The organism is Pseudactinotalea suaedae (genome assembly GCF_009733815.1).
GTDB lineage: Bacteria > Actinomycetota > Actinomycetes > Actinomycetales > Beutenbergiaceae > Pseudactinotalea > Pseudactinotalea suaedae.
In genome coordinates this window covers 312,608-324,977 of the sequence record NZ_WNXY01000002.1, presented here as the reverse complement: position 1 = coordinate 324,977, position 12,370 = coordinate 312,608, and the positions used below count along the sequence as shown (strand labels likewise).

The window sequence follows — 12,370 nt, the reverse complement described above, 5'->3', positions numbered from 1 at the left end:
ATTCTCACCTGTCGGCGCGGTGTCTGCCTGTCGCACGTCGGGGGAGGGTGTTTGACTATGGCCATGTCGGGGAGGCGACCGACGCAGAGATGAGGAGCAGATGCGCGCGATCTGGAAAGGTGCCATCACCTTCGGTCTGGTCAACGTGCCCGTGTCGCTGTACAGCGCCACCGAGAGCCACGACGTGAAGCTGCACCAGGTGCATGACGCCGATGGCGGCAGGATCCGGTACCAGCGCAAGTGCGAGGTCTGCGGCGAGGTGGTGCCCTACGAGCACATCGACAAGGCCTACACCGAGGGCGAGAGCACCGTGGTCCTCACCGAGGAGGACCTGGACTCGTTGCCTGCGGAGCGCAGCCGTGAGATCGACGTGCTGGAGTTCGTGCCCAGCGACCAGATCGACCCGTTGATGTTCGAGGGCGCCTACTACCTCTCACCGAACTCGGCGTCCACCAAGTCCTACGTGCTGCTGCGGCGCACCCTGGAGGACACCGATCGCACGGCGATCGTCTCGTTCGCGCTGCGGCAGAAGACCCGGCTCGGAGCGCTGCGTGTCAAGGACGACGTGCTGGTGCTGCAGACGATGCTCTGGCCGGACGAGGTGCGGGCGGCGGAGTTCCCCGCACTCGACGAGAAGGTCCGCATCAGCGCCAAGGAGCTCGAGATGAGCGCCTCGCTGGTCTCCAGCTTCGAGGCGGACTTCGACCCCGATGCCCACCACGACGATTACCAGGAGCAGCTCCGCACGCTGATCGAGGCCAAGATCGAGCAGGGCGACGCGATCGACACCGAGGCCACCTTCGGCGCCAGCGACGAGGAGCCCGGCGAGGTTCTCGACCTCATGGAGGCGCTTCGCCGTTCGGTCGAGGAGACCCGTGCCAAGCGCACCGGCTCGGGAAAGACCGCGGACAGCAAGTCCTCCGGGTCCTCGTCGTCGTCCTCCAAGAAGTCCACAACCAAGAAGTCGACGGCCAAGAAGACGACCAAGAAGTCGGCCTGACGCCGGGCCACCGCTCGCCCTCAGCTCGGCTCGCCTGGAGTTGTCGACCCGTGACGTGACGCCCGGTCCCGGGAGGCCGCCGCGGCAACCCCACCGGTCTGGCGAGCGGGGTGGGATAGCGCCCACAACCCGGGGGTGGCGGTGAGGTGGCGCCCACGTCGGCGAAGTGGCGGTGAGGTGGCGCCCCAGGTTGCGGGGGTGGGATAGCGCCCACGTTGGTGGAGTGGCGGTGAGATAGCGCCCACGTTGGCGAAGTGGCGGTGAGATAGCGCCCACGGAGGGGCGCCGCGTGGGCTCTAGGTCACCGCTGGTCAGCGGGTGTGGGCTCTAGGTCACCGCTGGTCAGGGGGTGTAGGCGCTAACTCACCACTGGTCAGCGCGCGTGGGCTCTGGGACATCGCTGGTCAGCGCCGCGGCAGGCATCGGAGGACGACCAACGGTGGACACCCCACGGCGGTCGTGATCGTGGGTCGGCAAGCGCCCCGCCCAACGCCGAGGCGTTCGTGCGTCCACCATGCGGGACGCGGGATACCGCTTCCCGAGAGGGGTAGACTGGTCACACCGGCTTGGTCGAAACGATTCGCAAAAGCGGCGAGCCAGCCGGTGCACTGGGGAGGGATGCTCGTGTCCGCGACGGCGCCCGCACAGCGGAAGCCAGCAGACACCACGACGGTTGCCACCTTGCTGCGGCTGCTGCCGTTCGTGAGGCCGGCTCTGCCACGGATCAGCATGGGGATGCTGTGCGCGCTCGGCGCAGGCCTGTGCGCGCTGGCGATCCCGCAGGTGCTGGAGGCGCTGGTCGACGGCCCGCTCGCGGGTGCGGCGACCAGCGGCGACACCCGTGGCCTGTGGTTGGCGGTCGCAGCCGTCCTGGGACTGGGGCTGCTGGAGGTGTTCTTCGTCTTCATGCGTCGCCGGCTGATCCTCACCCCGACGACGCACGTCGAGTGGAGCATGCGGACCACGCTCTTCAAGCACCTGCAGGACCTGCCGCTGGCGTTCCACGACCAGTGGCCGGGCGGTCAGCTGCTCTCGCGAGCGATGACCGATCTCAACATGCTCCGGCGCTGGATGGCGTTCGGCATCGTGATGCTGGTCGTCAACTTCGCCACCGTGGGCGTCGGCATCGCGCTGATGATCCGCACCGCGGGACCCCTGGGCTGGGTCTATCTCCTGGGTGCCGTCCCGATGGCGATCCTCAGCTTCCGGTTCTCCCGCCGGTTCCGGCGGATCGCCCGGCTGTCCCAGGACCAGGCCGGCGACCTCGCCACCACCGTCGAGGAGTCGGTGCACGGCATCCGCGTGCTCAAGGCGTTCGGCCGCGGCCCGGAGGCGTACCAGAGCTTCGCCTCGCAGGCCGGGGAGCTGCGCAACACCGAGATGAACAAGGCGCGGCAGATGTCGGCCTTCACGTTCTCGATCATCACGATCCCGGAAGCCGTTCTCGGTGGCTGCGTGGTCTGGGGCGTGTGGCTCGTGACGCAGGGCGACCTCACGATCGGTGCCCTGGGCGCGTTCTTCGCGACCGCCGCGGTCATCAACGGCCCGGTCGAGCAGCTCGGCCAGCTGCTCTCGATGAGCCTGACGGCCAAGACCTCGGTCGACCGCTACTTCGAGGTCCTCGACAGCGAGAACACCGTGGCCGACCCCGAGAAGCCTGTCCATCTGGACGAGGTCCGCGGTGAGGTTCGCTTCGAGGCGGTGCGGTTCCACTACCCGGACGCGCCGCCCATCGACCTTGTCCCGGCCCCGACGCACGTACCGCACGAGGCACCGCGCGAAGAGGTCCTGACCGGTGTGGATCTGACGATCCGGCCCGGCGAGACGATGGCGCTGGTCGGGCTCACCGGCTCGGGCAAGACCACGATGGCGGCGCTCGTCCCTCGGCTCTTCGACGTCACCTCCGGTGCTGTCCTGCTCGACGGCGTCGACATCCGCGCCATGACCCGGGAGTACCTGCGCACGCAGGTGGCGATCGCGTTCGAGGACGCCACGCTGTTCTCGGCCACGGTGCGGGAGAACGTGCTGCTCGGCGCGCCTCCGGAGGCCCGGACCGACGACGACCTGCACCGAGCCCTCGAGATCGCCCAGGCCAGCTTCGTGCACAAGCTGCCCTACGGCATCGACACGACCATCGGCGAGGAGGGGCTGAGCCTGTCCGGCGGTCAGCGGCAGCGCCTCGCACTGGCACGAGCGGTCGCCGCTCGCCCGCGGGTGCTGGTGCTGGACGACCCGCTCTCGGCGCTCGACGTCGAGACCGAGGAGGCCGTCACGGCGCGGCTGCGCGCCGAGCTCTCGGACACCACCGTGATCGTCGTGGCCCACCGGCCCTCGACCGTGGCGCTCGCCGACCGGGTGGCGGTGCTCCAGGACGGCCGCGTCACCGGCGTCGGGCCGCACTCGGAGCTGCTGGTCGACCACCTCCACTACCGCTTCGTCATCTCGAGCCTCATCGAGGACGAGGAGTTCGACCGCGCACGAGGACTGCGAGTATGAGCACGAGTTCAGGCGGCCCGGCGGCCGCACGCAGCGCCACGCCGATCGGCGTCGGCGACGAGGAGAACATCAACCTCGACCGCGACACCTCGACGGCGGTCCGGAGGCGTTCCCGGCGTCTCCTGCTCGACCTGCTCCGACCCGAGCGCGCCCTGTTCTGGGCCACGGTGGTGCTGGTCGTGGTGGCGCAGGCCTCCAGGGTGGCCGGACCGGCGATCATCGCGATGGCGATCGACCGCGGCCTGCCCGACGCCCAGGAGGGGAACTGGTCCACGGTCGCCTTCATCGGCGGTGCCTACCTGCTGGCGGCGATCCTGGCCGGCGCCGGTTCGGCGGCCTTCATCCGGCTGGCCGCGCGCGTCAGCCAGGCGGTGCTGCTGGACCTGCGGCAGCGGGTGTTCGCCCAGACCCAGCGGCTGTCGCTGGAGTTCCACGAGAAGTACACCTCGGGCCGGATCATCGCCCGCCAGACCTCCGACCTGGAGGCCCTGCGCGAGCTCCTCGACAACGGCATCACGTCGCTGGCCTCCGGCATGCTCTTCATGCTGTTCACCGGTCTCTCGCTGTTCCTGCTCGACTGGCAGACCGGGCTGGTGCTGGCGGTCGCGGTGGTGCCGGTGCTCCTTGTCGTGCGCTGGTTCGCGACCCGCTCCCGCATCCTGTACCGCGAGTCACGGGTCGCCTCCGCTCGGCTGATCGTCAACTTCGTCGAGAACATGACCGGCATGCGCGCCGTCCAAGCGTTCCGTCGCGAGTCCGACAACAACGCCAAGTACAGCGAGCTCGCCGAGGACTACCGGCGCAACAACATGAGGTCGTTCAACCTGAACGGCATCTTCGACCCCTCGCTGCAGCTGATCGGCAACCTGACGGTCGCCCTGGCGCTCACGATCGGCGGCTACCGCGTGCTGCAGGGCGATCTCGAGGTGGGCGTGCTCGTCGCGACCCTGCTGTACACCAAGCGGTTCTTCCAGCCGGTGCAGCAGATGGCGGGCGTCTACAACTCCTTCCAGTCCGCATCCGCGGCGCTCGAGAAGATCTCCGGGCTGCTCGAGGAGCAGCCGACCGTGCGGAACGCGGACAACCCGGTACCGCTGCCGCACGCCAAGGGTGACCTCGAGTTCGAGAACGTCACCTTCGGCTACGCGTCGGGCGATGTGGTGCTGCCCTCGTTCGACCTGCACGTCCCGGCCGGCCAGACTGTCGCGCTCGTGGGCTCGACGGGTGCGGGCAAGTCGACGCTCGCCAAGCTGATCGCACGGTTCTACGACGTCACCGACGGTGCGGTCCGGCTCGACGGGGTCGATCTGCGCGACCTGTCCCGCAAGGACCTGCGCCGAGCCATCGTCATGGTCACGCAGGAGGCCTACCTGTTCAGTGGCACCGTCCGCGACAACATCGCGCTCGGTCGGCCGGACGCGAGCGATGCGGAGATCGTGCGCGCCGCGCAGGCTGTCGGTGCGCACGAGTTCATCGAGCAGCTCCCGGACGGCTACGACACCGACGTCAACAAGCGCGGCGGTCGCGTCTCGGCGGGGCAGCGGCAGCTGATCTCGTTCGCGCGCGCCTTCCTCGCGGACCCGGCGGTGCTGATCCTCGACGAGGCGACCAGCTCGCTCGACATCCCCGGCGAACGGCTCGTGCAGCGCGGCCTGGAGTCGCTGCTGAACGACCGCACCGCGCTGATCATCGCCCACCGCCTGTCCACGGTCGCGATCGCCGACCGCGTGCTCGTGATGGCCGATGGCCGCGTGGTCGAGGACGGCACCCCGGAGGACCTGATCGCCGGAGACGGACGGTTCTCGGCGCTGCACGCGGCCTGGCGCGAATCGCTCGTCTGAGCGCGTCCCCGCCGTCGGGACTCGTGGTTGCATTGCCCCGAGGAGGTACCGATGCGTCCGAACCGAGCCGGTGACGGCCGTGCGCCCCGCGCCGAGCGGAACAGCAGCGCGCCGCCGGCATGGTTGCACAACGTCGCGGTCTGGGTGGGTGCCGGGCTCGCGGTCGTCGTGCTCGTCGTCCTCGGGGTGGCTGTGCTGCCCGGCTGGTGGGCCACCCAGGTCGGCAGCTGGGTGCAAGGCGTGCCCGGCCGCGGTGTGCCGCTCGGCCTCGAAATCGGAGCGGTGTTCACGCTGCTCCCGCTGGGCGTGGGGCTGCTGGCCTTCCGCAGCGGCCTGACCTCGAAGGTGCGGATCGCGCTGATCGTCATCGCCCTGCTGCTCCTGCTGCCCAACGTCTTGACGATCGCCATCGCCCTCGGCAGCAGCGACGCCCGCTCGGTGCTCGCGATCGCCGCGCCGGGTTTCCGGGGTGCAACGGTGGTCGGGGTCGCCCTGGTGGTCCTCGTGCTCGCCGCGGTGCTGGTGATCCGGCGCCGGTCCCGGCACACCCGCCACACGATCGAGGAGGCGGGGGAGCGCGCGAAGCGGCTCGCGCACGAACGCGCGCAGTCCCAGCAGAGCGGGGCCGAGCCGCAGCCGGGCGTGACCGAGCCGCCGCCGGGTGGCACCGAGCCCCGGTCGAGCGAGACCCAGCAACCGGCGCCCGCGCAGCCCCCCGCAGCCCCCGCGCCACCACCCGCAGGCCGGCCCGCGCCCGAACCGCGGTCGGAGTAGTCACCCCCGAGGTCTGCGCGGTTAGAGTGGATCGATGTCTGCTTCCGGGGTGCCTTCGCGGCTGCGTTCCCGTGGGGTGGCCGCCGTCGCGGCGTTCCTGCTGCTCGTGCTGGCGGCCTGCTCCGGCAACGTCGATCTCGACACCGAGGAGCCGGACCCGGTCTCCTCGAGCACGTCCGAGGAGCCCGAGGACGAGCCGCGCCCGGTCTCGGAGGCCCACGACCCCGCCGCAGCCCACACGCTGCTGGCCGCCACCGACCCCGCGGAGGTTGCCGTCGGCGTCAGCCGCACCTACCTCACCGGTGCGCAGGTGGCCATCCTCGCGCCCCAGGGCGACCGGGACGCGGTGCTGCGGGCGGCGTCGATCGGTGCGGCCACCGGGGCCCCGGTGCTGCTGAGCGAGGCTCCGCCCGGCGCCCTCGACACCGAGCTGCTGCGCCTGGGCGTCGTCGGCGTGGTCACCGTCGGTGGCGTCGACATCAGCGAGGTCGACACCACCTCGCTGATCGTGGCGCCCGCGCCCCAGGACGTCGACGAGCTCGGTGCGATCTTCGGGCTCTCGCTCACCGCCGTCGAGATCCCGCCGCTCGAGGAGGGCTCGGACGACATCGGGACGCTGCTGGCGCTCGAGCCCGGCCAGGTGTTCGCACCGGCGAACCCGGCCGACCAGAGCTCCCCTTCGAGCGAGGCGATCACCTCGGGCGAGGCCACCACCCAGGACGAGGAGCCGCAGCCGGTCGGCGAGCTGCCCGCCCTGGCGCCGGCTGTTCCGGTCACCTCCAGCGCCGTGCTCGCCGACGGCGACCCAGGCCAGCTCGCGGGCCTGGGCACCGCGCTCGGGCTGGGAGCGCAGGTGATCCGGGTCTCCGGTGACGTCCGCGGCGACGAGACGGCGATCGCGACGCTGGCCGAGCAGCAGCCGGCCACGGTCGTCGGGCTGGGCGCCGGGATGGGCACCGAGGCCGAGTTCGGGTGGCGTGCCGCCACCGCGCAGACCGGCGCCCAGCTTCCCGGCGGTGGCCAGCTCGTGTTCGACAGCAAGCGCTACATCGCGCTCTACGGCAGCCCCGTCACCGCTGCCCTGGGGCTGCTCGGGGAGCAGGCCGTCCCGGAGACGATCGCCCGAGCCGCGCAGTTCGCTCGGCTGTACAGCCCGTTCACGCAGGACTCCGTCGTGCCGGCGCTCGAGATCATCGTCACGGTCGCCAGCAACAGCGCGGGCGACGACGGCAACTACTCCAACGAGTGGTCGTCGGACACGTTCCTTCCGCTGATCGAGGCCGCTGCCGAGGCCGGGCAGTACGTGGTGATCGACTTCCAGCCGGGTCGCAGCACCTTCCTCGAGCAGGTCCGGCAGTACGAGGACCTGCTCGCCCACCCGCACGTCGGGATCGCGCTCGACCCCGAGTGGCGGCTGCAGCCGGACCAGCAGCACCTGCAGCAGATCGGCTCGGTCACGGCCGCCGAGGTCAACGAGGTGATCACCTACCTCGCGGACTTCGTGCAGGGCGCAACCTGCCGCAGAAGCTGATCGTGCTGCACCAGTTCCAGCTGCGCATGATCACCGACCGGCAGGACATCGACATGAGCCGGAGCGAGGTCGCGCTGCTGATCCACGCCGACGGCCTCGGCTCGCAGGGCGCCAAGCAGGCCACCTGGCAGGCCCTGCACGAGGGTGCCCCCGAGGGCATCCGCTGGGGCTGGAAGAACTTCGTCGACGAGGACCAGCCGATGCTCACCCCGGAGCAGACCTACGCCACCGTGGACCCGGTCCCCGACTTCGTCTCCTACCAGTGAGCCCCGCGGAACCGATGCCCGAGGAGACGGCGTCCGCACGCCACCGCTGGGAGTGGTGGCACCAGCGCACCACGGGGTTCCGCCGTGCTGTCCGCACCGCGCTCACGGTCCTGGGCGTGGGTGTTCTCGCCGCGGTCTTCGGGGTCACGACGGCGCAGTTCACCGGGTCGGTCGGCCCCCACGTCGCGCAGTACTCCACGACGCTGGACTCCGAGATCACCGTCGACATGGGTCCGCTCGGGGCGTTGATCATCGACTCGCCGCTGCCGCTCGGTCTCGGCGTGGACGTCGTGGTCAAGGAGATCCCGATCGAGCTGGACGCCGGCGGCGCCAACCCGATCGCCGGGCTGACCGGTGACCTGTCGAGCTACAGCCAGTTCCTGGCCAACCCCGAGGCCGCGATCCGGGACGCGGCCAACGGCGTGGTGCGCGACGCCGTCGGACGCACGGTCCTGGCATGGTCGATCGCGCTGGCGATGATCGCACTCGGCCGGCTGGCCTCGCACGGCGTGCTGCGCCAGGCCGCGCGCAGCGCCTGGAAGCAGCAGGGCGTGCCCGCCATGGCGATCGGCGTCACGCTCGCGCTGCTGGTGCCGGTGATCGTCACTGCCACCCGGGGATCGGGCGGCGTGGGTCGCACGTCCGAGGTGCTGGCCGCGACACCGCTGGCCGACGCCCGCATCACCGGGCGGCTCGGCGGACTCGTCGACTTCTACGGGGGATACGTCGTCGACGCCATCCGGGAGAACGAGGAGTTCTACGTCGAGGTCGAGACCAACCTGCGCACCGCCTACGCCGCCGACCCCGAGCCGCTGGCACCGCAGGACGAGCCCGCGATGGTGCCCACGATCGACCCCAGCACGGTCGAGAGCACCGCGGAGGCGACGCAGGAGCCGACCGACGCAGCCACCGAGGACCCGACCGACGCCGCCACCACCGAGGACCCGGCGGGCGACGCCACCGATGAGGGGACCGAGGACGCCACCGAGGACGCGACCGAGGAGGCGACCCCGCTCGCCGAGCCGGACCCGGTGACGATCGCGATGGTCACCGACCTGCACTGCAACGTGGGCATGGCCCCGGTGGTGGGCGCCGTCGTCGAGCTCTCCGAGGCCGACGTGGTGCTCAACGCCGGTGACACGGTCATGGGCGGCACCTCGGTGGAGTCGGTGTGCGTCAACGCCTTCGCCGACGCGATCCCCTCCGGTGTCCCGGTGGTGGTCTCCGACGGCAACCACGACTCCGAGACCACCGCCGGTCAGGAAGAGGCCCGCGGCTGGGTGGTGCTGCGCGGCGAGACCGTGGAGGTCGCCGGGCTGAGGATCCTCGGCGACCGCGACCCGATGCTGACCTCGCTCGGCGCCCCGACCCATCCGCAGCGCGACGAGACGTTCGAGGAGATGGGGCAACGGCTCGACGAGATCGCGTGCGAGGCGGCCGAGTCGGGCGACCCGATCGACATCCTCCTCGTCCACAACATGCGCGCCGCCCGGCCCGGGCTGACCTCGGGTTGCGTCGGGTTCACGCTCAACGGGCACCTGCACCGCCGCATCGGGCCGTGGCAGGCGGGGCTCGGGCTCCAGTACCTGAGCGCCAGCACCGCGGGCGCCACCAAGGACACCCCGACGATCGGTCCGCTGCAGAACACCGCGACGATGACGATCATCCGCTGGGACCGCGCCAACGGGGTCCCGATGGACTTCCGGCTGATCACGTTCGGCGTCGACCGCAGCGCGACCATCGGTCCGTGGCAGGCCTTCCCGCCGCGATCGGAGGTGCCGCTGGACCTGCCGGTGCCGCCCGCCGGCGAGGGCCCGTGGGACGTCCCGGGGCAGGCGGCCACGGACGGCAGCGGCGACGACGAGGGCTGACCGGACCTATCCTGGCCACCGGACCGCACGCATGAGGAGACCTGAGTGAGCGCGAGCACCCGCGAGGACCCTGACCTCGACGACGTCGAGGCCGGTCCGCCGTCGACCCTCGACAGGTCGGCCGGGAGCGAGCACGAGCGGGCGGGTGGTGCCGGGCGCGGGTTCGCGCTGCTCCTGGTGATCACGGGCATCGCCGGCGTGATCGCGGCCGCCATGCTCAACATCGAGTACATCCACATCCTCAAGGACCCGGAGTACACGCCGGTCTGCGACATCAACCCGTTCCTGACGTGCGGTGCCTTCCTGGGATCGCCGCAGTCGCAGGCGTTCGGGTTCCCGAACGTGGTCATCGGGATGGTCGCGTTCCCGGTGGTGGTCGTCACCGGGGTGCTGCTGCTCGCAGGTCAGCGGCTGCCCGTCTGGTACTGGCGCGGGCTGCTCATCGGCACCCTGTTCGGCATCGGGTTCGTGACCTGGCTGCAGTACCAGGCGCTGTTCTCGATCCGCGCCATCTGCCCCTGGTGCGCGCTGGTCTGGGCGGTGATGATCCCGCTGTTCGTGCACACGCTCGCGCGCAGCACCCAGAACGGCGCGCTGCCGGTGGGCGGGGGAGTGCGGTCGTTGCTCGTGCAGTACCGCTGGGTGCTGACGGCGCTGTGGTGGCTGGTGGTCGTGGCGGTGGCGCTGATCGCGCTCGCCGAGCAGTGGAGCACGCTGCTCTGAGCCGGCTCAGCCGGAGGTGTACAGACCCGACTGCTGGTACACCTGGCTGAGGATCTGCTGCGCCGGGAGCGCGTCGACCGGTGCGATCCAGAACGGCTCCGGGCGGTCCAGCTGCGCGTAGAAGTCGGCGATCAGCGCCTGGTGGGAGAGCCCCCAGTACGACGGCGTGTCCGAGTCCGGGCGGTCGTCGGAGACCACCGTGGTGGTGCCGTCCGCCTCGGCGATCGTGAGGTTCCCGCGCAGCGACAGGCTGCCGTTCTCGCACTGCACGTCGATGGTGACCGGTGCGTTGATCGCGTTGGTGTTGGTCACCCACATGGTGCTGCGGACCGGGGGCTGACCCGCGGGGTTGTGGGTCATCACCAGCGTGGCCGTGTCCTCGACGTCGACACCCGGGATCGCCTCGAGCTGGAAGGCGCGGCCGGAGATCTCGCTGACGGGGCCGACGAGCCACTGCACGAGGTCGATCGTGTGGATCGACTGGTTGATGAGCGCGCCGCCGCCCGAGCGCACGGACTGGCCGGCCCACGGCTTGGCGGCGTAGTAGGCCCCGGTCCGCGACCACGGGACGGTGGCCGAGGCCGCGAGGATCGGTCCGAGGCTGCCGCCGGCCAGCGCCGCTCTCATCGCCTGCGACGTCGGGTTGTAGCGGTTCTGGAAGCAGACGCCGACCTTGACCGACGCTGCCTCGGCCGCGGCAGCGATCTGCTGCGCGTCGGCGAGCGTGTGCGCCAGCGGCTTCTCGAGCAGCACGTTCACACCCGCGGCCAACGCGGCCAGGGCCACCGGCGCGTGCTGGTCGTGCGGTGTGCACACGTGCACCACGTCGATGTCGCCGGCAGCGAGCACCGCCTCGAGGTCGCTGCTGCCGTGCGCGCCGGCGGTGGCCGCGCGCTCGACCGCCCGCTGCTCGTCCGGGTCGACGACGGCGGCCACCTCGACGCCGAGGGCGGTGAGGGCGGCGAGATGGACGCGTGCGATGTCACCGGCGCCGACGATGACGGCCCGGCGTGTCGTGGTGCTCATGCGAACGCGATGCCCTCCTCGGTGAGGATGCGCGTGAACGCCTCGTGCGCCGTCCGCCACAGATCCGGGCCGGAGAACCCGCCGAACGGACCGGCAGCGGCCAGGTGCGGCTCGAGGGAGAAGAAGCCGTCGAAGCCGTCCTCACGGAGCGCGCGGATCGTCTCGCGGACCTCGCCGTCGCCCGCGCCTGCGGGCACCACGGTGCCCTCGGCCAGCAGCGCGTCCTTGATCTGCACGTAGGTCAGGTGCGGGCGCAGCATCGTGTAGCCCTGGCTGAACGGCCGCACGCCGCACTGCACGAAGTTCGCGGCGTCCCAGGCGATCTGCAGGTGCTCGTTGTCGACGGTCTGGACGATGTCGAGGCAGCGAGCCGGGATGTCCCCGTAGATCTCCTTCTCGTTCTCGTGCACCATCGCGATGCCGGCGGCGCCGCCGATCTCGGCGAGCGCGGACATGCGACGCATCACCTCGTCGCGGTGGTCGGCGGGGTTGCCGCCCGCAGGCATGAAGAAGCTGAACAGCCTGATGTACGGCGCCTCGAACTCCTGGGCCACCTCCACGCAGTGGCGCATCCGGTCCAGGTGGGGCGCGAAGTCGTCGGTGATCGCGATCTTGCCGATGGGCGAACCGATCGAGGAGACGCGGATGCCGCGGTCCGCGAGGGCGGCAGCGACCTCCGCGCGCTGGGCGTCGCTGAGGTCGAGGACGTTGACGTCCCAGACGCTGCGCAGCTCGATGTAGCTCAGGCCCAGATCGACGACCACCTCGAGCTGGTCGTTCAGGTCCGGTCCGATCTCGTCAGCGAAACCGCTCAGCGTCCACATGCCCACGATCCAATCGAT

At 70.9% G+C, this 12,370-nt stretch carries 10 protein-coding genes; 8 read left to right on the top strand and 2 right to left on the bottom strand.

Going from position 1 to position 12,370, the window contains the following annotated elements; all coding sequences use genetic code 11:
• Window positions 1-100: 100 nt before the first annotated feature.
• The 8 genes from ku to GPA04_RS04845 all read left to right on the top strand — a co-directional run bounded on the left by ku (window position 101) and on the right by GPA04_RS04845 (window position 10,502).
• Complete coding sequence (gene ku / locus GPA04_RS04880; RefSeq protein ID WP_156222938.1) at window positions 101-1,000, top strand: non-homologous end joining protein Ku; 900 nt, start codon at window positions 101-103, stop codon at window positions 998-1,000.
• A 618-nt stretch (window positions 1,001-1,618) separates the two neighbouring features.
• Window positions 1,619-3,496, top strand: coding sequence for an ABC transporter ATP-binding protein (locus GPA04_RS04875; RefSeq protein ID WP_156222936.1), 1,878 nt, complete (start codon window positions 1,619-1,621; stop codon window positions 3,494-3,496).
• Window positions 3,493-5,337 carry an ABC transporter ATP-binding protein gene (locus GPA04_RS04870; RefSeq protein WP_156222935.1) on the top strand — a complete coding sequence of 615 codons (1,845 nt, stop codon included), beginning with the start codon at window positions 3,493-3,495 and terminating at the stop codon, window positions 5,335-5,337. The genes GPA04_RS04875 and GPA04_RS04870 overlap by 4 nt, the downstream gene beginning before the upstream one ends.
• 51 nt (window positions 5,338-5,388) lie before the next feature.
• On the top strand, window positions 5,389-6,111 hold the full coding sequence (locus GPA04_RS04865; RefSeq protein ID WP_156222933.1) for a hypothetical protein: 723 nt from the start codon (window positions 5,389-5,391) through the stop codon (window positions 6,109-6,111).
• A 34-nt stretch (window positions 6,112-6,145) separates the two neighbouring features.
• Window positions 6,146-7,642: a hypothetical protein gene (locus GPA04_RS04860; protein WP_156222931.1), complete on the top strand. Its 1,497-nt coding sequence runs from the start codon at window positions 6,146-6,148 to the stop codon at window positions 7,640-7,642.
• A 2-nt stretch (window positions 7,643-7,644) separates the two neighbouring features.
• Window positions 7,645-7,908, top strand: coding sequence for a hypothetical protein (locus GPA04_RS04855; protein WP_156222929.1), 264 nt, complete (start codon window positions 7,645-7,647; stop codon window positions 7,906-7,908).
• Between the two features lie 14 nt (window positions 7,909-7,922).
• Window positions 7,923-9,779 carry a metallophosphoesterase family protein gene (locus GPA04_RS04850; RefSeq protein WP_156222927.1) on the top strand — a complete coding sequence of 619 codons (1,857 nt, stop codon included), beginning with the start codon at window positions 7,923-7,925 and terminating at the stop codon, window positions 9,777-9,779.
• Window positions 9,780-9,824: 45 nt separating this feature from the next.
• The gene (locus GPA04_RS04845) at window positions 9,825-10,502 is read left to right on the top strand and encodes a vitamin K epoxide reductase family protein (protein WP_156222925.1); all 678 of its coding nucleotides are present in this window, start codon (window positions 9,825-9,827) and stop codon (window positions 10,500-10,502) included.
• A 6-nt stretch (window positions 10,503-10,508) separates the two neighbouring features.
• Here the strand turns inward: GPA04_RS04845 and GPA04_RS04840 are convergent, their stop codons facing one another.
• Window positions 10,509-11,528, bottom strand: a complete 1,020-nt coding sequence (locus GPA04_RS04840; protein WP_156222923.1) for a Gfo/Idh/MocA family protein — start codon at window positions 11,526-11,528, stop codon at window positions 10,509-10,511.
• Window positions 11,525-12,352, bottom strand: coding sequence for a sugar phosphate isomerase/epimerase family protein (locus tag GPA04_RS04835; protein WP_156222921.1), 828 nt, complete (start codon window positions 12,350-12,352; stop codon window positions 11,525-11,527). Before GPA04_RS04835 ends, GPA04_RS04840 begins: the two co-directional genes overlap by 4 nt.
• Between the last annotated feature and the right edge of the window lie 18 nt (window positions 12,353-12,370).